Raw genomic sequence first — 26,862 nt, 5'->3', positions numbered from 1 at the left:
TTTTAAATTAGTATACGTAGCAAATTACTTCACCACCCACATTTAATTGCTTAGCTTGTTTTCCTGTCATCAAACCTTTTGATGTAGAAACAATAGCAATTCCTAATCCGTTAAGGATTCTAGGTAATTTGGCAGCACCTGCGTACTTACGTAAACCAGGTTTACTAATTCTTTGGATATCTTTAATCACAGGCTCTTTAGTATCTTTATCATACTTCAAAGCAATTTTGATAGAACCTTGTACAGTGTTCTGCTCAAATTTGTAACTTAAGATATAACCTTGATCAAATAAGATCTTAGTTATTTCTTTTTTTAGATTAGACGCTGGAATTTCAACAACTTTGTGGTTTGCAGCCACAGCGTTACGAACTCTAGTCAAATAATCTGCAATAGGATCTGTATACATATGTATTTGATTGCGATTATGGTTTTCAGGAAGCACTCTGCTTCCTGAACCTTTAATCAATTTATAAACTTTTTTAAATTACCAGCTGGCTTTTTTTACACCTGGAATTAATCCATTGTTAGCCATTTCACGGAAAGTTACACGTGAAATACCGAATTGACGGATATAACCTCTAGGTCTACCTGTTAATTTACAACGATTGTGTAAACGAACTGGTGAAGCATTTTTAGGTAATCTTTGTAATCCTTCGTAGTCTCCAGCTTCTAATAAAGCTTTTCTCTTCTCAGCATACTTAGCTACCGTTTTCTCTCTTTTCACCTCGCGGGCTTTCATTGATTCTTTAGCCATGTCTTAATTCTTTTTAAAAGGTAATCCTAATTCAGCCAATAATGACTTTGCTTCCTTGTCTGTTTTTGCAGTAGTAACAAAAGTAATATCCATTCCTGAGATTTTATTTACTTTGTCAATATCAATTTCTGGGAAAATGATTTGCTCTAAAACTCCAAGATTGTAGTTACCTCTTCCGTCGAAACCAGTAGCTTTAATACCACTAAAATCTCTAACACGTGGCAAAGCAGAAGTAATAAGTCTATCTAAAAACTCATACATTCTTTCTCCACGTAAAGTTACTTTTGCTCCAATAGGCATCCCTTTTCTTAATTTGAAAGACGCAACGTCTTTCTTAGAAATTGTAGATACTGCTTTTTGTCCAGTGATCTTTGTTAACTCATCAACTGCATAGTCAATAAGTTTTTTATCAGATACAGCTGCACCAACTCCACGGCTCAAAACGATTTTTTCAAGTTTTGGAACTTGCATTACGTTTGTATATCCGAACTCTTCTTTAAGAGCAGAGATTACTCTACTCTTATATTCTTCTTTTAGTCTAGGTGTATATGCCATTACTATAGTACTTGATTAGATTTTTTTGAAAATCTTACTTTCTTATCTCCTTCTACTCTAATACCTACTCTAGTTGTTTCCTTAGTTTTAGGATCAATTAAAGCAATGTTAGAAATTTGAATAGAAGCCTCTTTCTTAACGATACCACCTTGAGGGTTTTTAGCACTTGGTTTAGTGTGTTTTGAAACCATGTTAACACCTTCAACGATCGCTTTGTTCTTTTCACGGTAAACACGTAAAACTTTACCTTCAGCACCTTTATGGTCTCCAGCAATAACTCTTACGATATCTCCTGATTTTATTTTTAGCTTTATCATCTTAAAAACGAATTAAAGCACTTCTGGTGCTAATGATACAATTTTCATGAATTGTTTTTCACGAAGTTCTCTTGCTACCGGACCAAAAACACGAGTTCCTCTCATTTCTCCTGCAGCATTCAAAAGAACACATGCATTGTCATCGAAACGGATATAAGAACCATCAGCTCTTCTCACTTCTTTTTTAGTACGTACAACAACTGCAGTTGAAACAGCTCCTTTTTTTACGTTTCCGTTTGGAGTTGCATCTTTGATAGAAACTACAATTTTGTCACCAACAGAGGCATATCTTCTTTTAGTACCTCCTAAAACACGAATAGTTAAAACTTCTTTAGCTCCCGTGTTATCTGCTACTTTTAGTCTTGATTCTTGTTGTACCATAATTATTTAGCTCTTTCTAAGATTTCAACTAATCTCCAACATTTTGTTTTACTTAAAGGACGCGTTTCGCTAATTCTTACAGTATCTCCAATGTTACAGTCGTTTGTTTCGTCGTGTGCAACATATTTCTTAGTTTTCAACACGAACTTACCGTATAATGGGTGTTTTACTTTTCTTACTTCAGCAATAACGATAGATTTATCCATCTTATTTGAAGTAACAACACCAATTCTTTCTTTTCTTAAATTTCTTTTTTCTTCCATCTTTCAGCAGAATACAATTATTGTAACTCTCTTTTAGTTAACTCTGTAGCCAATCTTGCAACTGTTCTTCTAACGCTTCTAATTTGAAGTGGGTTAGCAATTGGAGAGATAGCATGAGCCATTTTTAGGTCAGCATATACTTTCTTAGTTTGACTAAGCTTTTCTTGCAACTCCGCTGCAGAAAGATCTTTTATTTCTGATTGTTTCATAATAAATATAAATTATGCTTCGAAATCTCTAGCAACGACGAACTTAGTTTTTACTGGAAGTTTTTGAGCTGCAAGACGTAAAGCCTCTTTTGCAACTGACAATGGAACTCCTCCAACTTCAAACATAATTCTTCCTGGTTTAACAACAGCAGCCCAATACTCAACTGCTCCTTTACCTTTACCCATACGTACTTCAAGAGGCTTCTTAGTAATAGGTTTGTCTGGGAAAATTTTAATCCATAATTGTCCTTCTCTCTTCATGTAACGAGTTGCAGCAATACGTGCAGCTTCGATTTGACGAGATGTTAAGAACATTCCATCTTCATGTACAGATTTAATACCAAACATTCCATTTGAAAGTTCATGCCCTCTTTGAGAGTTACCCTTCATTCTACCTTTTTGTACCTTACGGTATTTTGTTCTTTTAGGCTGTAACATTTTTCTTTAGTTTAAAAATTTACTTTCTTTTACGAGCATCTGGTTTACCGCCTTTGTTAAAGTTAGATTTGCCTCTAGGAGCATCTCCACCTTTACCACCACCAGTACCAGATTGTTTTTTATCCATTCCAGCAAGTGGAGAAAGTTCTCTCTTACCGTAAACTTCACCTTTCATGATCCATACTTTAATTCCCATTCTACCGTAAGTAGTATGAGCTTCAGCAAGAGCATAATCGATATCAGCTCTGAAAGTTGATAGAGGAATTCTACCTTCTTTGAAACCCTCTGAACGCGCCATCTCAGCACCATTCAAACGACCAGAAATCAAAACTTTGATACCCTCAGCGTTCATACGCATAGAAGCAGCAATAGCCATTTTGATTGCACGTCTGTAAGAAATACGGCTTTCGATTTGTCGAGCGATGCTTGTAGCCACAAGATAAGCATCTAACTCAGGTCTTTTGATTTCAAAAATGTTAATTTGAACCTCTTTATCAGTAACTTTCTTAAGTTCCTCTTTTAACTTGTCTACCTCTTGTCCACCTTTTCCGATAATGATACCAGGTCTAGCAGTAGTGATAGTAACGGTTACAAGCTTTAAAGTTCTCTCGATGATTACTTTAGATACACTAGCTTTTGATAAACGAGCATGGATATACTTTCTGATTTTGTGATCTTCAGCTAATTTATCGCCGTAATCATTTCCACCATACCAGTTTGAGTCCCATCCTCTGATGATACCAAGTCTATTTCCAATTGGATTTGTCTTTTGTCCCATGCTGCTTAAGAATTGCTTTGTGTGTTATTGATAGCTCCAAGCACGATTGTTACGTGATTAGAACGTTTTCTTATTCTGTGTGCACGACCTTGTGGAGCTGGACGAAGTCTTTTTAACATCATTCCACCATCTACTCTGATCTCTTTAACAAATAATCCAGCTTCTTCTAAATTACCTTCACTATTTTTTTGCTCCCAGTTATTGATTGCAGATAATAATAGTTTTTCTAATTTTCTTGAAGCTTCTTTAGAACTGAATCTTAAAATGTTAAGTGCTCTTTCTACCTTCTGACCTCTTACCAAGTCCGCTACTAAGCGCATTTTTCTAGGTGAAGTAGGGCAGTTATTCAATTTTGCGAAAGCGATAGACTTATTAGCCTCTTTTCTCGCATCTGCTGTTTCTCTTTTACGAACTCCCATTGCTTCTTTTATTTTTTACCTTTATTTTTTGCTCCAGCATGACCTCTAAAAGATCTAGTTGGTGAAAACTCTCCTAATTTGTGACCTACCATGTTTTCTGTTACGTAAACTGGTACAAATTGACGACCGTTATGAACTGCGATTGTTTGCCCAACAAAATCTGGAGTAATCATAGAAGCTCTAGACCAAGTCTTAACTACTGCGTTTTTACCACTCTCTACGTTTTCTTGAACTTTCTTATCTAATTTATAATGAACGAAAGGTCCTTTTTTTAATGAACGTGCCATATCTTATTATTTCTTTCTACGTTCTACGATATACTTGTTACTCGGGTTTTTCTTAGAACGAGTTCTGTAACCTTTAGCTGGCAATCCGTTTCTTGAACGTGGGTGCCCTCCAGAAGAACGTCCTTCACCACCTCCCATAGGGTGATCAACTGGGTTCATCGCTACTGGTCTAGTTCTAGGTCTTCTTCCTAACCATCTTGTTCTACCTGCTTTCCCAGACACAACTAATTGGTGGTCAGAATTAGAAACAGCTCCAATTGTAGCCGAACATGTTAACAAGATTAATCTTGTCTCTCCAGATGGCATTTTAATTGTTGCATATTTCCCGTCTCTTGCCATTAACTGAGCAAAAGTTCCAGCTGAACGAGCAATAACAGCTCCTTGTCCTGGACGTAACTCAATACAAGATATAACAGTTCCAAGAGGAATTCTGCTTAAAGGTAATGTATTACCGATTTCAGGCTGAGATTCTGGTCCAGAAACTAATTTCTGACCAACTTTCAATCCGTTTTGAGCGATAATATAAGTTTTCTCTCCATCAGCATAAGCTAATAAAGCGATAAACGCAGTACGATTTGGATCGTATTCGATTGATTTCACTGTAGCTGGAATTCCATCTTTAGTTCTTTTGAAATCAATAATACGATATCTCTGCTTGTGACCACCACCCGTATAACGCATGGTCATCTTTCCTTGACTATTTCTACCTCCTGAGTTTTTTATCGGCGCTATCAAAGAGCGTTCCGGCTTATCAGTTGTAATAGCGTCATAACCATTCACAACTCTAAATCGCTGACCCGGGGTAATAGGTTTTAATTTTCTTACTGACATTTTTCTATCTTAGATATTGTTGTAAAAATCAATTGTTTCTCCTTCTTGTACTTGAACAATTGCTTTTTTGTATGCATTTGTCTTTCCACTGATTAAACCACTTTTAGTGTATTTAGTAGATCTATCTGGCCTCACATTCATTGTGTTAACAGAAACGATAGTTACTCCATAAGCAGCCTCAACAGCTTTCTTAATCTCAACTTTGTTTGCTTTTTTATTAACAACGAATCCGAAGCGGTTTAGAACTTCACTTTCTTTGGTTACTTTTTCCGTTACTATAGGTCTAATAATGATGCTCATATTCCTATTATTTACTTAAATTTTCTTCAATTAACTCTAAAGAACCCTCTAAAAGCACTAAATTATTAGCGTTTAATATTGCGTAAGTGCTTAATTCTGAGCTAGTTACGACATTTGAAGCCTTTAAATTACGTGACGACAAATATACGTTTTTATTTGACTCACCCAACACAAATAATGATTTTTTATTCTCTAACCCTAAAGCTTTCAAAACGTTAATGAAATTTTTAGTGTTTGGCACTTCAAAATTAAAGTCTTCTAGAACCACGATATTTGACTCTTTTGCTTTGATTGAGAAAGCTGATTTTCTAGCTAATCTCTTTAAGCCTTTATTCAATTTGAATGAATAACTTCTTGGTCTTGGTCCGAAAACTGTTCCACCACCTTTAAACAATGGACTCTTAACACTTCCTGCACGAGCAGTACCAGTTCCTTTTTGTTTTTTAATCTTACGTGTACTTCCAGTTACTTCAGCTCTTTCTTTAGCTTTGTGAGTACCTTGTCTTTGATTAGCAAGATATTGCTTAACATCAAGATATACAGCGTGATTGTTTGGTTCAATTGCGAATACTGAATCAGAAAGTTGAACTTTTCTTCCAGTATCTTTTCCGTTGAAATCTAATACTTTTACTTCCATTACTTCTGAATGATTACATAAGAGTTTTTGTGACCAGGAACACATCCTTTAACAACAAGTAGATTCTTTTCAGCAACTACTTTTAAAACTCTAAGGTTTTGAACTTTTACATTTTCTCCTCCCATTCTTCCAGCCATACGCATTCCTTTGAATACTCTAGATGGATAAGAAGAAGCTCCTACAGAACCTGGTGCTCTTAGACGGTTGTGCTGACCATGAGTAGCTTGTCCAACACCACCAAAACCGTGACGTTTAACAACACCTTGGAAACCTTTACCTTTAGATACACCTTGTACATCTACAAATTCTCCTTCTTCAAAAATAGTAACATCAATAAGATCTCCTAATTTTTGTTCAGTTGCAAAATCTTGGAATTCAACGACTTTTTTCTTAGCAACAGTTCCAGCTTTTTTAAAGTGACCTAAAGCCGCTTTAGTAGAATGTTTCTCGTTTTTGTCATCGAAACCAAGTTGCAACGCTTCATACCCGTCAACCTCGTTGGTTCTGACTTGGGTAACAACGCATGGTCCAGCTTCGATTACTGTACAAGGAATGTTTTTCCCGTTTTCGTCGAAAATACTAGTCATGCCGATTTTCTTACCAATTAACCCAGACATAAATATTAATTATTAATTACTAAAATTCCCTTCAATTTGGAAATAACAGAAATTTCCAAACAGGGAGTGCAAAAGTAGAGATTAAAATTGAATATACCAAACAGTTACAAAAATTAAATCGCTCATAATCAAAATCCAAGCTCAAAACTAACATCAAAAACAATCTTTTCAAGCAAAAATCTTAAGGCTAATTTTTCAATTTACAATCATTCCACACTTAATAATTAATTAACAAAACAACAACACAAAAGACTCGCATCGCTTTAAAACAAAGGGAATTATAAAAAATAAAAAACAAAAATGAAGAAAAAAAGCACAAACTTAAACACCAAAAAACATCTTTGAAAAAACAAAAAAAGCGAAACATTTCTGTCTCGCTTTTTATATGAAAAAATATAAAAAAATTATACTTTAATCTCTACTTCAACTCCACTTGGCAATTCAAGTTTCATTAAAGCATCAATAGTTTTAGATGAAGATGAATAAATGTCAATCAATCTCTTGTATGACATTACTTCAAATTGCTCTCTCGCTTTTTTGTTAACGTGCGGAGAACGCAATACAGTGAAAAGTTTTTTGTGAGTTGGCAACGGAATTGGACCTGTTACAACCGCTCCAGTAGTTTTTACTGTTTTTACGATCTTTTCAGCAGATTTATCTACCAACATGTGATCGTAAGATTTTAGTTTTATTCTGATTTTTTGACTCATTTTCTTAAAATTAAGCGTTACCTTTTGCTTTTTTGATTACCTCTTCTGAAATATTAGAAGGTGTTTCTGCATAGTGAGAAAACTCCATTGTTGAAGTAGCTCTACCAGAAGATAATGTTCTTAATGTAGTTACATAACCAAACATTTCTGATAAAGGCACATCAGCTTTGATAGTTTTAGCACCATTTCTATCACCCATGTCATTAACCTGACCTCTACGACGGTTCAAGTCACCTACGATATCACCCATATTTTCTTCAGGAGTAATAACTTCGATTTTCATGATTGGCTCAAGAATAACAGCTCCAGCAGCACGTCCTGATTCTTTATAACCCATTCTAGCCGCTAATTCAAAAGAAAGAGCATCAGAATCCACAGGGTGGAAAGATCCGTCTAATAAAGTTACTTTCAAACTATCAACAGCATATCCCGCTAAAGGACCTGTTTTCATAGCCTCACGGAAACCTTTTTCAACAGCAGGGATATATTCTTTAGGAACGTTACCACCTTTTACTTCATTAACAAACTGCAATCCTACAGGAACTTTACCATCAACTTCATCAGCAGGCTCGATTCTAAATACGATATCACCGAATTTACCACGACCTCCAGATTGTTTTTTGTAAGTTTCTCTATGTTGAGCAGATTTAGTAAACGCCTCTTTGTACTCAACTTGTGGCTCACCTTGGTTAACCTCCACTTTAAACTCACGTTTCATACGATCAACTAAGATATCTAAGTGAAGCTCACCCATACCAGAAATAATAGTTTGACCAGAAGCCTCGTCAGTTCTTACAGTAAACGTTGGATCTTCTTCAGCTAATTTAGCCAAAGCCATACCCATCTTATCAACGTCAGCTTTAGTTTTAGGCTCAATAGCAATACCAATTACTGGCTCTGGGAATTTCATAGATTCCAAGATAATTGGACTCTTCTCATCACACAAAGTATCTCCAGTTTTAATATCTTTAAATCCTACAGCAGCTCCAATATCTCCAGCCTCAATAAATTCGATTGGATTTTGTTTGTTAGCGTGCATTTGGTAAATACGAGAAATTCTCTCTTTGTTACCAGAACGAGTATTTAAAACATAAGAACCAGCATCTAAACGCCCAGAGTAAGCACGGAAGAAAGCTAAACGACCTACGAATGGGTCAGTAGCAATTTTAAATGCTAAAGCAGCAAACGGCTCTTTTACATCTGGTCTACGCAAGATTTTAGTTTGATCTTCTTCTAATAATTCAGCATCATCAGGATGGATACCTTCGATACCTTCTTTATCTAAAGGAGATGGTAAATATTTACAAACCGCATCTAACATGAATTGAACTCCTTTGTTTTTGAAAGAAGAACCAGCAAGCATCGGAATGATTGCCATGTCAATTGTCGCAGCTCTTAATGCATTGTTGATTTCCTCCTCTGTAATAGAGTTCTCATCTTCCATGTACTTATCTAAAAGATTCTCATCATAAGTAGCAATTTCTTCGATAAGAATAGAACGATAATGCTTAACATCATCAACCATATCAGCAGGGATGTCAACGATATCAAAAGTAGCTCCTTGAGTTTCATCATGCCATACAATAGCCTGATTCTTAACTAAGTCAACAATACCTTTAAAGTCAGCCTCATCACCAATAGGCAAAGTAATTGCAACCGCATTCGATTTCAACATATCTTTAACCTGTCCACATACAGCTAAAAAGTTAGCACCTTGACGGTCCATTTTATTTACGAATCCCATACGAGGAACTCTATACTGATCAGCAAGTCTCCAGTTAGTTTCTGACTGAGGCTCAACACCATCAACAGCACTAAATAAGAAAACCAAACCATCAAGTACACGTAAAGAACGGTTTACCTCTACAGTAAAGTCAACGTGTCCAGGAGTATCAATAATATTAAAATGGTATGGTAATGATTCTGGAATAACTTTACCTTGCACAGTTGGAAAGTTCCAAGTACAAGTTGTAGCAGCAGAAGTAATTGTAATACCTCTTTCTTGCTCTTGAGCCATCCAGTCCATTGTTGCAGCACCATCGTGCACCTCACCAATTTTGTGTGACTTTCCAGTATAAAAAAGAATACGCTCAGTTGTTGTTGTTTTACCAGCATCAATGTGAGCAGCGATTCCGATATTTCTTGTATATTTTAAATCTCTAGCCATTTCTTTACGAATTAAAATCTAAAGTGAGAGAATGCTTTATTAGCTTCTGCCATTTTGTGAGTATCCATTCTTTTCTTAACTGCAGCACCTTCTTCTTTAGCAGCTGCTAAACATTCTGAAGCTAAACGCTGTGCCATAGATTTTTCATTTCTTCTTCTTGAATAAAGTATTAGCCACTTCATTGCCATAGAAATTTTTCTGTCTGGACGAATCTGCATTGGAATTTGGAATGTAGCTCCACCAACTCTACGACTACGCACTTCTACGTGAGGCATAACGTTTGTTAAAGCATCTTTCCAGATTTCTAATGAAGTTTTCTCATCATTTTGTTTTTTAGTTTCAATGATATCAATTGCATCATAAAAAACTTTAAAAGCTGTAGATTTCTTACCATCCCACATTAAGTTATTCACAAAACGCGTTACTAATTGGTCATTAAACCTTGGATCCGGTAAAAGTGGTCTTTTCTTTGCCGCTCTTTTTCTCATGTCTTTTTCTTAAAAGTTTTTAAATTACTTTTTTGCTTCTTTTGGGCGTTTAGCACCGTACTTAGATCTTCTTTGCGTTCTTCCTGCAACACCTGACGTATCAAGCGCTCCACGAACGATGTGATATCTAACACCTGGTAAATCTTTTACCCTTCCACCTCGCACTAATACTATCGAGTGCTCTTGTAGATTATGTCCTTCTCCTGGGATGTAAGCATTCACCTCATTACCATTTGTCAAACGTACACGCGCAACTTTACGCATTGCAGAGTTTGGTTTTTTTGGTGTAGTAGTGTAAACACGCGTACAAACCCCTCTTCTTTGAGGACAAGAATCTAAAGCAACCGATTTACTCTTCTTAGTGATCTGAGTTCTTCCTGTTCTTACTAATTGTTGAATTGTTGGCATAATTAATACTAAAAATTATTATGTTTATTAAATTCCCGCTTTTTACGGGGTTGCAAATGTATAAAATATTTTTCACTATACAAACGTTAAATCATTAATTTTCAACAACATTATTTATATCTATGATTTCACAAAGAAACATTAGATATTTGCTTTAGATTTGACTAACACAAAAATAGCATTTGAAACAACTAACATATATATTGATCTTCCTCATTTCAACAAATTGTTTTGCTCAATCTTTTTTCCTTACTATTAACGGAATCAATAAAAAGCAAAATCAAACAATTGACTCAATTTCATATATCAAAAAACACCCTAATATAAAATCCTTAAACAGTGAAATTTCAACAACTTTAGACAAGCTCACAAAACAAGGCTTTATAGACTGCAAAGTACTAGAAAACAAGAAAATAAATGACAGTATTTACAATGTATTACTAGACTTAAAAACAAGGATAAAAGAAGTACATATATATATAGGTATAAATAGTTTTTTTTCCAGTTCAAAAAAAACGTCAAGTGACAGCATAATTATACCTTTCACAGAGCTTGAAAACTTTCTCCATCAAGAAACATTAAACAACGAAAAAGCCGGTTACGCATTTTCCAAAATCAAACTTGAAAATATCAAAAAAAAGAATTCGATAATTTATGCTGACTTAAATTTTGATTCCGAAAAAAAACGAACGGTAAATTCAATTATCATAAATTATACAAATCACAATTTGAAAGATTATTTTCCTAAGGGCGCATTAAAACAATTAAACAAAAAATATGTGAAAAAGACTTTCAACCAAGAAACAGTTAAAAACCTTTATGATGACATTAATAGTTTTGAATTTGTTTCTCAACCTAAATATCCCGAAATCTTATTTACTCCAGACTCTACCAAAATTTACGCCTATCTGGACAAAAGAAAAGCAAACAGTTTTGACGGCTACATAGGCTTTTCAAATGACGAAAACAAAAAACTAATTTTAAATGGTTATTTAGACATTTCATTAACCAATACAATTCGAGCTGCTGAAAAATTTTCCCTTTACTGGAAAAGCGATGGAAATCAACAGAAAACTTTCAATACCAAACTTGAAATTCCTTACTTATTTCAATCTTCTCTTGGCATAAAAGCACAATTAAACATCTTTAAACAAGACAGTACTTTTCAAAACACAAAAACAGACCTCAATCTGGCTTATCATCTAAACTATTATTCTAAACTTTATCTAGGTTATCAATCCACAGAATCAAGCGATATTCAGAACATCAACAACTCTACAATTAGCGACTTTAACAATTCATATTTTACATCGAGTTACGAGTACAAAAAAACTGATGCCAACAACAGCCTCTTGCCTGGAAAAACTTTTTTATACTCAATTCTAGGATTTGGCAAACGAGAAACAAACAACGATCCCGAAACGGCAGATCCGAGCAAACAATTTTACATAAATGTGAATGCTTCTTATAATTTTGAACTTAACGAAAGAAATTTCATTAATATAAATTCGCAAAATTTTTATTTAAACAGTAAAAATTACATTTCAAATGAATTATTTCGATTTGGCGGAATGAATTCTATAAGAGGCTTTTCCGAAAATAGTCTTCAAGCAAATTTTTACTCTGCCATTCTTACAGAATACAGATATATGTTTTCAAAAAGCGCATATATTCATTCTGTGGCCGATTATGCTATATATCAAGACTTAACCGATTTTTCAAATCCTAAAAAAATTAAGAATTTAATAGGAATCGGGATAGGTGCAGGAATACAAACAAAAAGTGGAATTTTACGAATTATCCTCACAAATGGACAACAAAATCAACAAGAAATACAATTATATAACACTATCGTAAACATATGTTATAATGTTAAATTTTAAAGTTTACCAAAAAAATATTTTTTTTTATTAGGAAAGTTAACAAATTATTAAGAGTTTTGCGATACTAATTCAAAATATTTAAAAATGAAACTAAAGTTCAATGGATTCCTAGTGCTTTTATTAGTACTAGTTGCGCAATTGACATTTGCGCAAGAAAGAGCTGTTTCTGGAACAGTTTCTGACAATGCAGGAATGCCTCTACCAGGTGTAAGTGTATTAGTTAAAGGAACTAAAACAGGAACACAAACTGACTTTGATGGTAAATTTTCTATTAAAGCCGCACCAAGCCAAATCTTGGTATTTAGCTACATTGGGATGAAAACTCAAGAAATAGCTGCAACATCTACTTCAGTAAACGTTAAATTATCTGACGCTTCTGTAGAATTAGAGAGTGTAGTAATTACAGCTGCACTTGGTATTAAAAGAGAGAAAAAATCTATTAGTTACGCTGCTCAGGATTTAAAAGGCAGCGTTATTAGCGAAGGAGGACAAACTAACGCGGTATCAGCTTTATCTGGTAACGTTGCAGGTTTACAAGTAACTTCTCCTTCTACAATGGGAGGTTCTACAAGAGTTGTACTTAGAGGTGTTGGATCTGTAACAGGTGAAAACAGACCTTTGATCGTTATTGACGGTATTCCGTTAGACAATGGTAACTACAACACTACAAATACTCAAAGAGGTGCTGGAGGTAGAGATTATGGAGATGCTTCTGCGGATATTAATCCAGATGATATCGAATCTGTAACTGTACTTAAAGGAGGTCCTGCTGCTGCTCTTTACGGAAGTAGAGCTGGTAACGGTGCTATTTTGTATACTACTAAATCTGCTAAAAAAGCTGGAGGAAAAGCTGAAATTGCTTTCAACACAGGTATTACATTCGAAAATGTTTACATCATGCCAAACTTACAGCATGAATACGGAGGAGGTAGCTCTTCAACTATGCAACAACAAGTTATTAATGGACAAACTTACAACATTGCAGACTATGCTACTGACGAAAGCTGGGGACCAAAATACGATGCAAACTTAAAGTATTTACCTTGGAATGCATTTGATCCAGAATTTTCTAATGATTACTTGAAAGAAAAATCTTGGGTAAATCCACAAAATGATGTAAGATCATTCTTTAATACTGGTATTACAAGAAACAACTCTATCTCTTTCGCAAAATCTATGCAAGATGCAGGAGTTAGATTCTCTTTTGCTAACCAAAAAACAGAAGGTATTGTTCCAAATTCATCTTTAACAAAAAATACTTTCTCTATCAATGCTAATGCTAAATTAAGTGACAAACTTAAAGTAGAAGGGATGGCAACTTACGTTCAAACAAGAGGTTTCAACAGACCTGAGGTTGGATACGGTGACAATGGTTTAGGACAAAAATTCTTCCAATGGGGTCAAAGACAATTGGATTACAATGAATTAAAAGACTATAAATTAGCAAATGGCGCTCAAAGATCTTGGAACAGAATCGCTTGGGATGACGCAACACCTAACTATTCTGACAACCCTTACTGGATCATCTACGAGAATACATCTAATGATACTAGAAACAGAATTTACGGTAACGGAAAACTTACATACAACTTCACCCCAGAATTATACGCTGTAGGTAATGTGTACGCTGACGTCTACAACTTGAATATCACAGAAAGAGTAGCAATTGGTTCACAAGCTACTTCAAGCTACACTCAAAGTTCTAGGACTTTAACAGATTTCAACTACGAGGGTCGTTTACACTACGATAAAAAATTCGATAAGTTCAGCATTAATTCATTTGTTGGAGCTAACAGAAGAAACTATAACTTTACAAGAGTTACCGGTACAACTGTTGGAGGTTTATCACTTCCAAACATCTACAACTTAGCAAATAGTGCAAGTCCTGCTCAAGCTACTAACTTGGATGATAGACTAAGAACAAATAGTTTATACGGTTTTGTTTCTTTAGGCTATGATGATTTCCTATTCTTAGAGGTTACAGACAGACAAGATTGGTTTAGTACAGTAAACAAACCTGTTAACTATGCTTCTGTTACGGGTAGTTTCATCTTCTCTGAATTAACTAACATTTCTTGGTTAAATTATGGTAAAATTAGAGGAGGTTGGGCACAAGCAGGTAATGCTGCTGCAACTTATGCATTGGCTAATTACGCTGTTATTAGTACATCTTTCCAAAATGACCCAAGATATAGCCAGCCAAATACTGCTGGAAATCCAGACTTAAAACCAGAGCTAAAAACTACTTCAGAGGTAGGTTTAGAGCTAAGCTTATTTGACAGAAGATTAGGAATAGACTTTACTTACTATGATGTTGTTACAACGGATTTGATTACACCTATTCAAGTTGATGCGTCTACTGGATATAACTTTAAAAACTTCAATGCTGGTAAATTAGAAAACAAAGGTATTGAAACTACTGTAACAATCAACCCAGTTAGAACACAAGATTTCAGATGGGATATCACTTGGAACTTTGCTCAAAACAGAAACAAATTATTAGAACTTGTTGATGGAACAAGCGAGTTAACACTTGCAAACGCACCATTCCAGGCTAGATTATTAGCTGTAGTTGGTCAGCCATACGGCCAAATCTACGGAACTGACTTTACTTATGATGCAAATGGAAACAAAGTAGTTGATGCTGACGGAGCTTATATTCCTTCAGCTCAAAAATCTTTAGGAACTGTTACTCCTAAGTACAACATGGGTCTTAGAAATAACTTTAAATACAAAAATTTAAACTTTGGTTTCTTGATTGATATGCAAGAAGGTGGAAGCTATTTCTCTACTTCACACATGTGGGGTCACTATTCTGGTATGTTAGAACCAACAGCTGCTAACGGAATTAGAGAGAATGGTATTGTAGTCGATGCTGTATACGAAGATGGAACACCAAACACTTCTGTATTACCTGGACAAGCTTGGGCTCAACAACACTACGGTCTTGATAAATTAAACGTTTTTGACGCTAGTTATATCAAGTTAAGAGAGGTTACTCTTGGGTATCAATTACCTAAAAAGATCATCGGACCATTTGCTGATATTAGATTCTCTTTATTCGCGAGAAACTTATTTGCATGGGGATTAGATTGGAAAGGAATGGATCCAGAGATGGCTTCATATGGTAGTGGTAACACACAAGGTCTAGAAGGAGGTTCTTTACCATCTACTAGAACATACGGAATGAACCTAGAATTAAAATTCTAAAAAAAAATAAGATGAAAAAAATATTCATATCGCTATTATCAGCTGCGGCATTACTTACTACTACAGTAAGTTGTGATGATAACTTAGAGCAAATCAACAAAAATCCAAATACCCCAGAAATAGATCAGGTCACAACTTTCGGGCTTTTCAATGGTGCCAATTATAACTTAATGACAGATTCAAGAGGAAGTTTCTCTTCGGGTAGAATGGCATTACCTTGGGTTCAATACTCTGCACAAAGAAATTATACTGAGGAGGATCGTTTTCAGTTTAGAGAAGTAACAAACCAAAGTTTATATGCTAACTACTATGTGACAGCATTGGACTATAAAACAATTATTGATCTAAATACCAATCCTGATACTAAGTTAGCAAATGCAGCTTATGGCAATCCAAACAATCAGATTGCGGCTGCTAGAGTAATGTTAGCCTATACTTTTTTACAATTAGTAGATGCTTACGGTGATGTTCCTTACTATTCTTATGGTAATAACGATCCTGATTTTCAAGCGTTACAAATTGAAAAATACCTTAAACCAAAATTTGCTTCACAAACAAAGATTTATGCAGATCTTTTAAAAGAACTAAAAGAAGCTGCTGCTATGGTTGTAACTAGCGAAACGACAGTTTTCACAAAAGGAGATGAACTTTTTGGAAGTCCAGCAAAACTTCTCAAATTTGCTAACTCTTTAAGATTACGTATCGCTACAAGAGTAAAAGGAGTTGTACCTGGAGCAGAAACTCATATTACTGAGGCAATTGCCGGAGGTGTTATGACTTCTAATGAAGACACTGTTGGTTTAAAATACCAAAAAGACGATATCCTTCCAAGTCCATTCTACAGAGATTTTTATCTTGACAACAGAACTGACTTTGCTATGTCTAACACATTTGTTGACCTGTTAAAAGGAAATTTAGGAAATTTTGGAGTTGACCCAAGGTTACAAAAATATGCAGCTCCTAAAACAGCAAATAAAGCTGCTGTGAAGGCTGCAAGCTACACTGAAACAGACGACTTAACTCAGTATGTTGGTATGCCTTACGGTATTACTAGTGCACAAGCTGCTGGACAAAGACCTGGTACTTCTTTCTGGAGTTCAAATGTATTGAAACAAGATTATACAGAAATCTTAATGGAGTATGCTGAAGTTGAGTTCTTGTTATCTGAGGCTAATGGATGGAGTAATACAAACTACGTAAACGGAGTAAGAGCTTCTATGGCTCGTTGGGGAGTTACTGCTGCTAAGATTAATGCTTTCATAGCGACTCTTCCAGCGGCGAACCAAGCAAACGTACTTAACCAAAAGTATATCGCTCTTTTCATGCAACCTTACGAAGCTTATGCTGAATACAGAAGAACAGGTTTCCCTAATACCATTCTTCAACCAGGTCAGTCTTACGCTTTCAATGTACCACAAGCTGGAGTAACAACATATACATTTGTTGCATTGAACAATTTAACAGCTATGCCTGCTAGATTTACTTACCCAGTTAACTTACAACAATTGAACGGTGAAAATGTAAAAGCTGCTGCTGATGCGATTGGTGGAGACGAATTAGACACTAAACTAATCTGGGCTAAATAATTCTTATTTAAACCAAGATAAATACTTAAACCGCTCTGTTAATTCAGGGCGGTTTTTTTATAGAAACATATTACCTATATTTGTCCAATGGAAAAAGAACATCAAATATTTGGCATTAGAGCCATTATAGAAGCAATTCAGGCAGGAAAAGAAGTAGACAAAGTCTTCATCCAGAAAGATATTTCTGGTGAGCTTATGAAAGATTTAATGAAAGTGATGAAACGTGCAAACGTTAACTTTTCGTATGTTCCTGTTGAAAAACTGAATCGCCTAACTCCAAACAATCACCAAGGTGCTGTAGCAACGATCTCTCCTATTGGCTTTATGGATTTAGAACATCTGGTAGAATCTACAATTGAGTCCGGTAAAAAGCCTCTTTTTCTTATTTTAGATCAGATATCAGATGCCAGAAACTTTGGTGCCATTATTAGAACAGCTGAATGTACTGGCGTAAATGGAATAATTGTACAAAAAGCTGGTTCTGCTCCTGTAAATGGAGATACCGTTAAAACTTCTGCAGGTGCCGTATTCAATGTGCCAATTTGTAAAGTGGAACATATAAAAGATGCTATTTTCTACTTGCAAGGTTCTGGAATCAAAACAGTTGCTGCTACTGAAAAAACAGATCAAAACATATACGATATATCGCTTTCAGAACCATTGGCTATCATTATGGGATCTGAAGATCGAGGAATTAATCCTTCTGTTTTAAAAATAGTTGATGAAAAGGCAAAACTGCCAATGTTTGGCTCAATTGGATCTTTAAATGTATCTGTTGCCTGCGGCGCTTTTTTATACGAAGCTGTTCGACAAAGAATCTAATAAATTGAGATTAAGATGCGAATGAAATAATTAAATACCTTTAATTAATGCTTTCAAAATCTAATTCAAAATTAAAAGTTACCATTTTCCGATGCCTGTTTGTAATTTTACTAATTACAAACAGCTACGGACAGAATACTACGTACAATCAGTTTTGGAATGAATTTCAGTTTAATCAAACTATAAACAAAAAGTGGGCAACTGAAATAGATGTAGCAGCGACTTACAGCAGCACTGCATCTTCACCAAATTTATTCGAAAATACCATTCAAAGATCTATAAGAGGTTGGGGACATTACTACTACTCTCCTAGATGGAAATTTTCTGCCTTTGGAGCTTATTACAATAATAGAGATGTTCCTGAAATTGGACAGTTCGAATCTCCCGAATGGCGTTTTGCTCTTCAAGGTATTTATTATTTTCATAAAACTGGCTATACTTTAAGCACAAGAATGCGCACTGAATTTCGCCATATGAAAAATGGAGATAATGAATATGAAAATGTCATTAGATATCGTCAGCAGGTTAAATATATGCGGCCCATTAACAGCAAATTTTTAAGAGCTGGTGTTGTATATGCAATTGCATCTGACGAGATTTATTTCAAGTCTGGAGCTAAAGTTACAGGCGAGAGCTTCTTTGATCGGAATCGACTAAATATTGGGGCTGGTTATTTGTTTTCAGATGATTTTCAGGTTGAGCTAACGTATTGTAATGAATATCTCCCAAGAAGTAAAGGAAATCAAACCACAAATGCAGCTTCTCTGTCTATTTCTTTCAATAATCTTTTTCGAAATCTTCAAAAGAAAATTCAACATCAAAGACATCCTGAAGTAAACGATAACGAATAAACTAGTTTTCGTCTTTCTTAAAAAAACACCTAAGCTGTTCTACTATAGCATTTTTATGAAGTTTAAAGTTGTAGCTTCTCACAAATTCAGTCCCCTGCATATTGATTTCCGCGCTGACAGCCTCATAATGAGAAAACGCCTCGATATCTTTATTATCTATTAAATAAAGAACTTGCATTATAGAATCGTTACGCCGATATGCTGTATCGTAATGTGTTAACTTATAAGTTTTGTTGTCTGCAAGATGAATTATTAAATCGTCTTTAATCTTTTTACCTGTTTTTTTTTCTGGAAAAGGTGTAGGTTGTAAAGCAACAAAATAATGCTCTTTGTCGGTAACAATATTAATTTTTAATGATTTTGATTTTGTTGTATAAAAAACGGCAGGCTCAAAATAGTACAACATGCTTCCATCTGCTTGCACCATATTTTTTATTTCACATTGAGCAATAACTTTTGAATTACAAATCAAACATAAGAAGAAAACTAAAAAATTTATTTTCATAATGCTCAAAATTAAATTGTTAGCATAACAAATTTACTCTTTTTATTTCAAAGAAAATCACTTGTCCGCTTCTTCATCTGAATCTGTCTTTTTGATTAAGATATACTTTACCGGATGACTTGCTGAAAAATATTCAATATGTTCTTCTTGATCTTCATACGAAATGGGAGCAAAATTTCCGTTTTCATCAAAATGCTTCATAAAAGGATCGTTGCTGGCATCAAAATCTGGTCGCTGCCAATCATAAACAATTGGTTTTGCATATTCGGGTGCTTTATAAAAAAAACTCAAAACAAAACCAGTTATAAGACCCGCCAAATGCCCTTCCCAAGAAATAGATTGATCTACATCTGGAAAAACATACCATATCATTCCGCCATAAAGCAAAATCACAGTTAAGGACAACGCTACTAATCTGTAATATTTAGTTTGAATACCTTTAAAAAAAATAAAACTTACCAAAACATAAATCAATCCGCTGGCGCCAATATGAAAATTCTCTCTTCCTACCACCCAGGTAATTAATCCTGAAAATATAATGCCGTAACCAATAACACCAAAAGTCTGTTTTGGATAAAAAAACTGCATGGCTGCCAATAGTATCAAAAGCGGAATGCTATTATTGTATAAATGATCTAAATTCTCATGAATAAATGGACTACACAAAATGCCTCGAAGTCCTAAAAGGTCTCTAGGATAAATTCCGTATTTATAAAAATCAAAATCAAAGCGAATCTGAAGCCAATATACTATCCATAAAAAAAGGACAAAAAATAACGGCAGTGCAACTACCGAATTGGAAAACTTAAAATTAGTATCGCTCATATTTTATAAAATAATATTTTATTGAACTCAAAAAACTTTCCAAAAATATTTTACTGATAATTTGTCATACACAAAGCAAAGAATTGTCTCAAATCGGAACAATCCTTGTCTCTTTGAAGTGTTTTAACTTTTGAATGGATGAAATTTAAATCTTAAAATAGTAATTTTGTAATATGGAAGCACCTTTAGCAGAGCGTATTCGTCCGCAAAAATTAGAAGATTATATAAGCCAACTGCACTTGGTTGGGCCAACTGGTTCTCTAACACAGCAAATTTCAAAAGGAATAATTCCTTCCTTGATTTTCTGGGGTCCTCCGGGAACAGGAAAAACTACATTGGCACAAATTATTGCTCAAGAATCAAAGAGACCCTTTTACATTTTGAGCGCCATAAATTCTGGTGTAAAAGATATTCGTGATGTTATTGAAAAAGCAAAACAAAGCGGCGGACTTTTTACTGCTAAAAATCCTATTCTATTTATTGATGAGATTCACAGGTTTAGTAAATCACAGCAAGATTCGCTTTTAGCGGCAGTAGAAAAAGGCTGGATAACTTTGGTTGGTGCTACAACCGAAAATCCAAGTTTTGAGGTGATTCCTGCATTATTGTCACGTTGCCAGGTTTATATCCTTAATGCTTTTACAAAAGCCGATCTAGAAGCTCTTTTAGAGCGTGCAATGAAAACCGACACCTATTTATTGACAAAAAAAATAAACCTAAAAGAAACAGAAGCTTTACTGCGTATTTCTGGTGGTGACGGAAGAAAACTCTTAAATGTGTTTGAGCTTGTTGTTAATGCTTCTGCTGGAGATGACATTACTATTACCAACGACCGTGTTTTAGAATTGGTACAGCAAAATACAGTTCTGTATGACAAAACTGGCGAACAGCACTACGATATTGTTTCTGCATTTATTAAATCTATTCGTGGCAGCGATCCAAACGGAGCTGTTTATTGGCTAGCGAGAATGATTGAGGGTGGCGAAGATGTGAAATTTATTGCTAGAAGAATGCTTATTCTTGCCAGTGAAGATATTGGCAATGCTAACCCAACTGCACTTATAATGGCCAATAATACTTTTCAGGCCGTTACCACTATCGGATATCCAGAAAGCCGTATTATATTGAGCCAATGTGCTATTTATTTGGCAACTTCTCCTAAAAGCAATGCTTCTTATATGGCTATAGGCAATGCGCAGCAATTGGTCAAACAAACAGGTGATTTGCCTGTGCCTATTCATTTGCGAAATGCACCTACCAAATTAATGAAGGAATTAGGATATGGAGATGAATATAAATATTCGCACGATTACGCCAACAATTTTGCAGAACAAGAGTTTTTGCCAGATGCCATAAAAAAAACGGTTCTTTACAATCCCGGAAACAATTCTAGAGAGAACAGTACCCGCGAATTTTTAAAAAACCGCTGGAAAGATAAATACGGTTATTAAACCATATTTTATATTTAGAATTTAACTACAATTTTTTCTGAAACTAATTTATCATTTTGATAAGACTCAAAATACCATTGTCCATCTTCTTTTAAAATTAAAGAACCTTGAACATTATCTTTACTTGCGATGTAAACATTTGGCTGAGAAGTTTTGAAAAGCTTCATTACCACTTTTGGAGTTTTATCTATTAACTGATAACCTGATTCTGTTGGTTGAGCATATAATAAATTTGGATCTTTTAAATCTGGCGAAGTAGCTGCAACTGCTGTATTTGCTGGCGCTACTTTTACTGCCGCTGCCGCAGGAGCAATAGCAGAAGACGCTGCTAAAGTTTCGGCAGTATTTTTTTGTGCAAGTGGCACCTTTGCAGCTGCTACAGGATTACCACTGTACTTATAATGTAAAGCATAAATCGATGCAAAAGCATTATCTAGAGCTTCTTTGTAAGCAACATCATATTCTTTCTCTCTACTTTTACCTACTTCAGATGTATATACAACTTGTCCGAAACAATCTTTCAATTCTACAAAGAGCTTAGTCACTAAAAATGCATTATCTCTTTTTACATCAATATATAAAACCTGACAACGGTCTGTAAGTCCGTCTGGCAATTGCTCATTTGTATAATAAGCTTCAAAACCTGCTTTTAATAAATTTGACTTCGTTAATGTAGCCAAACGGTATTGATTATCTGTTTTAATAAAATCATATCTTAAAGGCACAATTACAGCTTTGTAATCATTAACAGACTGCGCAAATCCAGCAACTGAACATAAAATGGCAGTTAATAAAAGTTTAATTCTCATCGTTATAAATATTTTTTTAGTTCTAATAAATGGTTAATCTGTTTATAATCTCCAGAAACATCCAATTTTTTCTCGTTAAAGAAAATAGCATCCAAACCTGCATTTAGCGCTCCATTTACATCAGCTTCAAAATCGTCTCCAATCATGATGCTGTTTTCTTTTGAAGTATTGGCCAATTTTAATGCATAATCAAATATAATACTATTTGGTTTTTTAACCCCGGCTAATTCTGAATTTGTTATAGTGCTAAAATAACCTCCAAGCGAAGCGTTATTAATTTTCTTGTCTTGTACCTGAGCAAATCCGTTTGTGATAATGTGAAGATTATATTTTGGTTTTAGATATTCTAAAACCTCGAGTGCTCCATCAAAAAGATAATTATTATCAGTAAGATACTCGATATAATCGTTTGCAATTGCCAAAATATTTTCTTCTGAAATTACATAATTCAAAGCATCAAAAGAAAACTTCAAACGATTATAACGTAATTCCTGATGCGTAATTTTATCATTCTGATACAAACGCCAGCATTCTTGATTGATGGGAATATATTCTTTAATAAAATCTTGAGTTATAATTTCTTGATATTTACTTTTAAAAATACGATCAAAAGCCATTTCTGAATTTTTATCAAAATCCCAAAGCGTATGATCTAAGTCAAAAAAGATGTCGGTAATATTGGTATTCATGTATTAAAAGATTCCTTCATCTACAAAACTATAATATTTTGATTCAGTTATAATCAAATGGTCTAAAATTTTAACATCTAAATTGTTGCCCGCATCACGAATTTTCTTTGTAATCTGCTTATCTGCCTCACTTGGCAACAAACTTCCTGATGGATGATTATGGCACAAAATCAATCCTGTGGCGCCATTTTCAAGTGCCAATTTAAATATTAAACGAACATCTACTGCTGTTCCCGTTATGCCGCCTTTACTTAATTGCGCTTTGGAAATTACTTTATTAGAATTATTCAGAAAAAGCACCCAAAATTCTTCATGCATTAATTCTCCAATTATAGGTTGCATGATTTGAAAAGCTTTTTTACTGGAAGTGATTTTTGTCAATTCAGGAATTTCTTCTGTCTTTCTCCTCCTTCCAAGTTCTAGCGCAGCAATAATTGTAATTGCCTTTGCTTCGCCAATTCCTTTAAATTTCATTAACTGAGCAATAGATAATTTTGCCAAAGCATTTATTCCTCCGGCACTCGCTAAAATACGTTTGCTTAAATCTACTGCCGATTCATTACGACTGCCAGAACCAATCAGAATCGCAATCAATTCGGCATCACTTAATATGCCTTTTCCTTTATGCATTAATTTTTCGCGAGGCTTATCATCTTCTGACCAGTCCCTTATCGTAAAATGCCCTACCTCCATAATCATAAAAATTTTAGAAGCGAATATATATCAAATACAAGAAAAATCTTTCAAAAAATTAATTTGCTTTCAAAAATTAGAATCTTTAAAAATAAAACTTCTGAAAATGAAACCATTACAAATCAGTTTTCTCTTTTTAATTTTCATATCATGTCAGCAAAAACAATCGAAAACTCTAGTAGTTTCAAATTATGCTGAACCAAAAACATTTGCTGAAAAGCTATCAAAAGCAGCCATTTCTATAATCGATCCGTCAATTGATTATGACCCTACTTACTATAAAAAAATCGATTATCCAAATGGCGATGTCCCAAAAGGAAAAGGGGTTTGCACAGATGTTATAATTCGATCGTATCGCATTTTAAATATTGATTTGCAAAAAGAAATTCATGAAGATATTATTGAAAATTTTTCCCTTTATCCAAATTTGAAAAAATGGGGAATGACGAAAACCGATACTAATATCGATCACAGGAGAGTTCCAAATCTTGAAGTTTTTTTTGAAAGAAAAGGAATTAAATTACCTGTAACTCAAAATGCTAAAGAATATAAAACTGGAGAATTGGTAACTTGGATGATAAATGACAAATTGCCACATATTGGAATTGTAACGAACAAAAAATCTAAAGATGGAAAAAGAAACCTAATTGTACACAATGTGGGCAACGGACAAGTTTTGGAAGATTGTCTATTTGAATATAAGATAGTTGGACATTTTAAATACGAAAAATGAATTAGAAAATGAGAAAATTTCTCAATTAGATAATTTGCCAATTAGATAATAAAAAAGTGCCAACTGCAAAGCAATTGGCACATTATCTAATTTTTTAATTAACTAATTATCTCAATTAACCAACCCTCTTACATCATCAAAATTCAAACCTCCGTAATTTCCAGAACTCATTAATAATAGTGCAGAATTTTCTAAATTCAGGTTGAATAAGTATTCTTTAAATTCAGCTGGATTGGTATAAATAATCAAATCTTTTCTATTGAATGCAGTCGCAATCTGTTCGTATGTTACTTCTTCTAATTGCTTAATTTTTACCGCATCTGGCGAATAGAAAACTACTGCAACATCGGCATATTCCAGAGCGCCTTCATATTCTTTTAAAAACGCAGCATTTAAACTACTGTAAGTATGCAATTCTAAACAAGCTACCAAAGTTCTATTTGGATATTGTTCTTTTACGGCTTTTGTTGTCGCGGCCACTTTACTCGGCGAATGTGCAAAATCTTTGTAAGCTACTTTTCCTTTTCCTTCAGCGATTTTTTCTAAACGTTTAGACGCGCCTTTAAAACTTGCAATTGCTTCGTAAAAATCTTCTTCGTCAACGCCCATGTTTTGGCAAATCCATTTAGCGCCTGCAAGATTATTCAAATTGTGTGCTCCAAAAACTTCAATTGGCATATCTCCTTCTGGAGTTTTTAGTAAAGTTACGCCGTCGCTCACTGAATATTCCGGAGTCGAATAAGCAATTTTTCTAATCGGATTTGTTGCCGCTTCTGCAACACGTTTTACCTCAGGATCATTTTCGTTGTAAACCAAAATGCCGCCATTCGTAATTTTTTCGATAAAAATCTCAAACTGCTCTACATAATTTTCATACGTTGGAAAAACATTAATATGATCCCAAGCAATTCCAGAAATTAAAGCGATGTTTGGCTGATACAAATGAAATTTAGGACGACGGTCAATTGGCGAAGATAAGTATTCATCGCCTTCTAAAACCATAAAATCATTTTCTTCCGTCAAATGTACCATCGTATCAAAACCTTCCAGCTGTGCTCCCACCATATAATCTACTGCAATATTATGGTAATTCATAACATGAAGAATCATCGATGTAATTGTTGTTTTTCCATGTGAACCTCCAATAACAACACGCGTTTTATTCTTAGACTGTTCGTACAAAAATTCAGGATACGAATAAATTTTCAAGCCCAAATCCTGTGCTTTCAACAATTCAGGATTATCCGCTTTTGCATGCATTCCTAAAATAATTGCATCAATATCAGCAGTTATTTTTTCTGGAAACCATCCCAACTCTGCCGGAAGAATTCCTTTTTTTTCTAATCTTGATTTTGAAGGCTCAAAAATAGCATCGTCGCTTCCTGTAACTTGATATCCTTTATTATGTAATGCTAATGCTAGATTGTGCATAGCGCTTCCGCCAATGGCGATGAAATGTGTTTTCATTTATAAAATTTCAATTTTTTTAAAATTGCAAATTCCAAAAATATTAGAATTTGCAATTTGAGATTTCTATTTTATGCTTCGAATTTTCGTTTTAATTCCTGTGCTTTTTTTGGATCTTTTAATTTGTTCAAATATAAATTATATAATTTTTGAAATGTGACTTTTGATTTGCCAATTTCATTTGCTTTCAAATAATTTTTTTCGGCCAATGTATATCTTTTAAAATATTCATCGATTCTTCCTTTGGATAAATATCCGTCTACAGGCGAAAATTGTGATAATTCATTAGAATAGGAAATTGCTTTAGACTCGCTTCCGCCAAAGATTCCGGGCAATTGCAAATACAATTCAATCAATGCCCACCTAGCTTGTATGTGTTTTGGATCGAGTTGAATTGTTTTTTCAAAAGCTTCTTTCATATCATCGACCAGGGTTAGTGCTTTTATTTTATTTATTTCCATTGCTCTCATGGCGAGACATCCTCCATATTTAAAAAAATAATCGGCTTCTGTTGGTTTTAATTCTTTTAGTTTTTTAAAGTATTCAGCTCCTTTTACCCACTTTTTTTGATGAGCCATAATTTCGCCCAAATATTCTATGGTTTTTATATCGGATGGTTTTGTTTTTAAGACCGTTTCAAAAAGAATTTCAGCTTCGTCATATTTTTTATTATGATAAAGTTTCTCCGCTTTATCAAAAGTAGATTGTGCCCAAAGACAAATTGGAACTAATAAAAAAAAGAGGAGCAGCTTTCTCATAACTCAAAAATAACGAAATAT

The 26,862-nt window shown here is 34.4% G+C and carries 33 protein-coding genes; 7 read left to right on the top strand and 26 right to left on the bottom strand.

All coding sequences use genetic code 11. From position 1 onward, the window contains the following. Nucleotides 1–7 precede the first annotated feature (7 nt). The 19 genes from rpsH to rpsL all read right to left on the bottom strand — a co-directional run bounded on the left by rpsH (nt 8) and on the right by rpsL (nt 10,559). Nucleotides 8–406 (bottom strand): 30S ribosomal protein S8, encoded by a 399-nt coding sequence (gene rpsH / locus EG814_RS12795; RefSeq protein ID WP_008464306.1) that lies wholly within the window; start codon nt 404–406, stop codon nt 8–10. Between the two features lie 78 nt (nt 407–484). Further along, nucleotides 485–754: a 30S ribosomal protein S14 gene (gene rpsN, locus EG814_RS12790; protein WP_008464305.1), complete on the bottom strand. Its 270-nt coding sequence runs from the start codon at nt 752–754 to the stop codon at nt 485–487. Between the two features lie 3 nt (nt 755–757). Beyond that, on the bottom strand, nt 758–1,309 hold the full coding sequence (gene rplE, locus EG814_RS12785; RefSeq protein ID WP_017495015.1) for a 50S ribosomal protein L5: 552 nt from the start codon (nt 1,307–1,309) through the stop codon (nt 758–760). A gap of 2 nt (nt 1,310–1,311) precedes the next feature. Then, nucleotides 1,312–1,626 carry a 50S ribosomal protein L24 gene (gene rplX, locus EG814_RS12780; RefSeq protein ID WP_026727873.1) on the bottom strand — a complete coding sequence of 105 codons (315 nt, stop codon included), beginning with the start codon at nt 1,624–1,626 and terminating at the stop codon, nt 1,312–1,314. A gap of 12 nt (nt 1,627–1,638) precedes the next feature. Continuing rightward, on the bottom strand, nt 1,639–2,007 hold the full coding sequence (gene rplN / locus EG814_RS12775; protein ID WP_007803649.1) for a 50S ribosomal protein L14: 369 nt from the start codon (nt 2,005–2,007) through the stop codon (nt 1,639–1,641). 2 nt (nt 2,008–2,009) lie between these two features. Continuing rightward, a complete protein-coding gene (gene rpsQ / locus EG814_RS12770; protein WP_007803646.1) occupies nt 2,010–2,270 on the bottom strand; it encodes a 30S ribosomal protein S17 in 261 nt (86 codons plus the stop codon). 17 nt (nt 2,271–2,287) lie between these two features. Then, the gene (gene rpmC / locus EG814_RS12765; RefSeq protein ID WP_008464297.1) at nt 2,288–2,479 is read right to left on the bottom strand and encodes a 50S ribosomal protein L29; all 192 of its coding nucleotides are present in this window, start codon (nt 2,477–2,479) and stop codon (nt 2,288–2,290) included. Between the two features lie 12 nt (nt 2,480–2,491). Continuing rightward, nucleotides 2,492–2,917, bottom strand: coding sequence for a 50S ribosomal protein L16 (gene rplP, locus EG814_RS12760; protein ID WP_008464295.1), 426 nt, complete (start codon nt 2,915–2,917; stop codon nt 2,492–2,494). 19 nt (nt 2,918–2,936) lie between these two features. Next, nucleotides 2,937–3,695, bottom strand: coding sequence for a 30S ribosomal protein S3 (gene rpsC, locus EG814_RS12755; protein ID WP_008464292.1), 759 nt, complete (start codon nt 3,693–3,695; stop codon nt 2,937–2,939). 5 nt (nt 3,696–3,700) lie between these two features. After that, nucleotides 3,701–4,114 carry a 50S ribosomal protein L22 gene (gene rplV / locus EG814_RS12750; protein ID WP_007803631.1) on the bottom strand — a complete coding sequence of 138 codons (414 nt, stop codon included), beginning with the start codon at nt 4,112–4,114 and terminating at the stop codon, nt 3,701–3,703. Nucleotides 4,115–4,122: 8 nt separating this feature from the next. Continuing rightward, a complete protein-coding gene (gene rpsS, locus EG814_RS12745) occupies nt 4,123–4,401 on the bottom strand; it encodes a 30S ribosomal protein S19 (RefSeq protein WP_008464288.1) in 279 nt (92 codons plus the stop codon). Nucleotides 4,402–4,407: 6 nt separating this feature from the next. Further along, the gene (gene rplB, locus EG814_RS12740; RefSeq protein ID WP_008464287.1) at nt 4,408–5,232 is read right to left on the bottom strand and encodes a 50S ribosomal protein L2; all 825 of its coding nucleotides are present in this window, start codon (nt 5,230–5,232) and stop codon (nt 4,408–4,410) included. Between the two features lie 9 nt (nt 5,233–5,241). Then, nucleotides 5,242–5,532 carry a 50S ribosomal protein L23 gene (gene rplW, locus EG814_RS12735; protein ID WP_008464286.1) on the bottom strand — a complete coding sequence of 97 codons (291 nt, stop codon included), beginning with the start codon at nt 5,530–5,532 and terminating at the stop codon, nt 5,242–5,244. 7 nt (nt 5,533–5,539) lie between these two features. Continuing rightward, nucleotides 5,540–6,169 (bottom strand): 50S ribosomal protein L4, encoded by a 630-nt coding sequence (gene rplD, locus EG814_RS12730; protein WP_125722315.1) that lies wholly within the window; start codon nt 6,167–6,169, stop codon nt 5,540–5,542. After that, nucleotides 6,169–6,786 carry a 50S ribosomal protein L3 gene (gene rplC / locus EG814_RS12725; RefSeq protein ID WP_008464284.1) on the bottom strand — a complete coding sequence of 206 codons (618 nt, stop codon included), beginning with the start codon at nt 6,784–6,786 and terminating at the stop codon, nt 6,169–6,171. The genes rplD and rplC overlap by 1 nt, the downstream gene beginning before the upstream one ends. A 404-nt stretch (nt 6,787–7,190) precedes the next feature. Beyond that, nucleotides 7,191–7,496: a 30S ribosomal protein S10 gene (gene rpsJ / locus EG814_RS12720; protein ID WP_007803605.1), complete on the bottom strand. Its 306-nt coding sequence runs from the start codon at nt 7,494–7,496 to the stop codon at nt 7,191–7,193. A 10-nt stretch (nt 7,497–7,506) separates the two neighbouring features. After that, a complete protein-coding gene (gene fusA, locus EG814_RS12715) occupies nt 7,507–9,663 on the bottom strand; it encodes an elongation factor G (RefSeq protein ID WP_111364460.1) in 2,157 nt (718 codons plus the stop codon). A gap of 11 nt (nt 9,664–9,674) precedes the next feature. Continuing rightward, complete coding sequence (gene rpsG, locus EG814_RS12710) at nt 9,675–10,151, bottom strand: 30S ribosomal protein S7 (protein WP_026727879.1); 477 nt, start codon at nt 10,149–10,151, stop codon at nt 9,675–9,677. A 24-nt stretch (nt 10,152–10,175) separates the two neighbouring features. Further along, nucleotides 10,176–10,559: a 30S ribosomal protein S12 gene (gene rpsL / locus EG814_RS12705; RefSeq protein WP_007136570.1), complete on the bottom strand. Its 384-nt coding sequence runs from the start codon at nt 10,557–10,559 to the stop codon at nt 10,176–10,178. A gap of 779 nt (nt 10,560–11,338) precedes the next feature. Between rpsL and EG814_RS12700 the strand changes: the two genes are divergently transcribed. From EG814_RS12700 to EG814_RS12680, 5 genes are all read left to right on the top strand, one after another. Beyond that, nucleotides 11,339–12,442 (top strand): BamA/TamA family outer membrane protein, encoded by a 1,104-nt coding sequence (locus EG814_RS12700; protein WP_235830971.1) that lies wholly within the window; start codon nt 11,339–11,341, stop codon nt 12,440–12,442. Between the two features lie 84 nt (nt 12,443–12,526). Beyond that, on the top strand, nt 12,527–15,652 hold the full coding sequence (locus tag EG814_RS12695; RefSeq protein WP_125722314.1) for a SusC/RagA family TonB-linked outer membrane protein: 3,126 nt from the start codon (nt 12,527–12,529) through the stop codon (nt 15,650–15,652). Between the two features lie 11 nt (nt 15,653–15,663). After that, nucleotides 15,664–17,238, top strand: a complete 1,575-nt coding sequence (locus tag EG814_RS12690) for a SusD/RagB family nutrient-binding outer membrane lipoprotein (RefSeq protein WP_125722313.1) — start codon at nt 15,664–15,666, stop codon at nt 17,236–17,238. A gap of 87 nt (nt 17,239–17,325) precedes the next feature. Beyond that, nucleotides 17,326–18,060, top strand: coding sequence for a 23S rRNA (guanosine(2251)-2'-O)-methyltransferase RlmB (rlmB, locus tag EG814_RS12685; RefSeq protein WP_125722312.1), 735 nt, complete (start codon nt 17,326–17,328; stop codon nt 18,058–18,060). 47 nt (nt 18,061–18,107) lie between these two features. Then, a complete protein-coding gene (locus EG814_RS12680; RefSeq protein ID WP_125722311.1) occupies nt 18,108–18,911 on the top strand; it encodes a DUF2490 domain-containing protein in 804 nt (267 codons plus the stop codon). 1 nt (nt 18,912) lies between these two features. On the opposite strand, the gene EG814_RS12675 is transcribed toward EG814_RS12680, so the two are convergent. Continuing rightward, entirely contained in the window at nt 18,913–19,416 is a 504-nt protein-coding gene (locus tag EG814_RS12675; RefSeq protein ID WP_235830970.1) for a hypothetical protein, read from the bottom strand. 57 nt (nt 19,417–19,473) lie between these two features. Further along, the gene (locus EG814_RS12670) at nt 19,474–20,241 is read right to left on the bottom strand and encodes a rhomboid family intramembrane serine protease (protein WP_125722310.1); all 768 of its coding nucleotides are present in this window, start codon (nt 20,239–20,241) and stop codon (nt 19,474–19,476) included. A 173-nt stretch (nt 20,242–20,414) separates the two neighbouring features. Here EG814_RS12670 and EG814_RS12665 point away from each other — a divergent pair, with 173 nt between their 5' ends. Continuing rightward, nucleotides 20,415–21,692: a replication-associated recombination protein A gene (locus EG814_RS12665; protein ID WP_125722309.1), complete on the top strand. Its 1,278-nt coding sequence runs from the start codon at nt 20,415–20,417 to the stop codon at nt 21,690–21,692. A gap of 14 nt (nt 21,693–21,706) precedes the next feature. On the opposite strand, the gene EG814_RS12660 is transcribed toward EG814_RS12665, so the two are convergent. Genes EG814_RS12660 through radC form a run of 3 tightly spaced genes read right to left on the bottom strand, consistent with a single transcriptional unit; the run spans nt 21,707 to nt 23,883 of the window. After that, nucleotides 21,707–22,501, bottom strand: coding sequence for a hypothetical protein (locus EG814_RS12660; RefSeq protein WP_125722308.1), 795 nt, complete (start codon nt 22,499–22,501; stop codon nt 21,707–21,709). Nucleotides 22,502–22,503: 2 nt separating this feature from the next. Further along, nucleotides 22,504–23,190 carry a YjjG family noncanonical pyrimidine nucleotidase gene (locus EG814_RS12655; RefSeq protein WP_125722307.1) on the bottom strand — a complete coding sequence of 229 codons (687 nt, stop codon included), beginning with the start codon at nt 23,188–23,190 and terminating at the stop codon, nt 22,504–22,506. A 3-nt stretch (nt 23,191–23,193) separates the two neighbouring features. Next, nucleotides 23,194–23,883 (bottom strand): RadC family protein, encoded by a 690-nt coding sequence (gene radC / locus EG814_RS12650; protein ID WP_125722306.1) that lies wholly within the window; start codon nt 23,881–23,883, stop codon nt 23,194–23,196. A gap of 106 nt (nt 23,884–23,989) precedes the next feature. Here radC and EG814_RS12645 point away from each other — a divergent pair, with 106 nt between their 5' ends. Next, nucleotides 23,990–24,616, top strand: coding sequence for a DUF1287 domain-containing protein (locus EG814_RS12645; protein ID WP_125722305.1), 627 nt, complete (start codon nt 23,990–23,992; stop codon nt 24,614–24,616). Nucleotides 24,617–24,727: 111 nt separating this feature from the next. On the opposite strand, the gene EG814_RS12640 is transcribed toward EG814_RS12645, so the two are convergent. Further along, complete coding sequence (locus EG814_RS12640; RefSeq protein ID WP_125722304.1) at nt 24,728–26,083, bottom strand: UDP-N-acetylmuramate--L-alanine ligase; 1,356 nt, start codon at nt 26,081–26,083, stop codon at nt 24,728–24,730. 71 nt (nt 26,084–26,154) lie between these two features. Then, nucleotides 26,155–26,841 (bottom strand): tetratricopeptide repeat protein, encoded by a 687-nt coding sequence (locus EG814_RS12635; protein WP_125722303.1) that lies wholly within the window; start codon nt 26,839–26,841, stop codon nt 26,155–26,157. Nucleotides 26,842–26,862: the final 21 nt, after the last annotated feature.

It is taken from the genome of Flavobacterium ustbae, from assembly GCF_003946915.1.
In the GTDB taxonomy this organism is placed as follows: Bacteria; Bacteroidota; Bacteroidia; order Flavobacteriales; family Flavobacteriaceae; genus Flavobacterium; species Flavobacterium ustbae.
The sequence above is the reverse complement of the archived record's forward strand: the minus strand, read 5'-3'. Positions and strand labels throughout refer to the sequence as shown.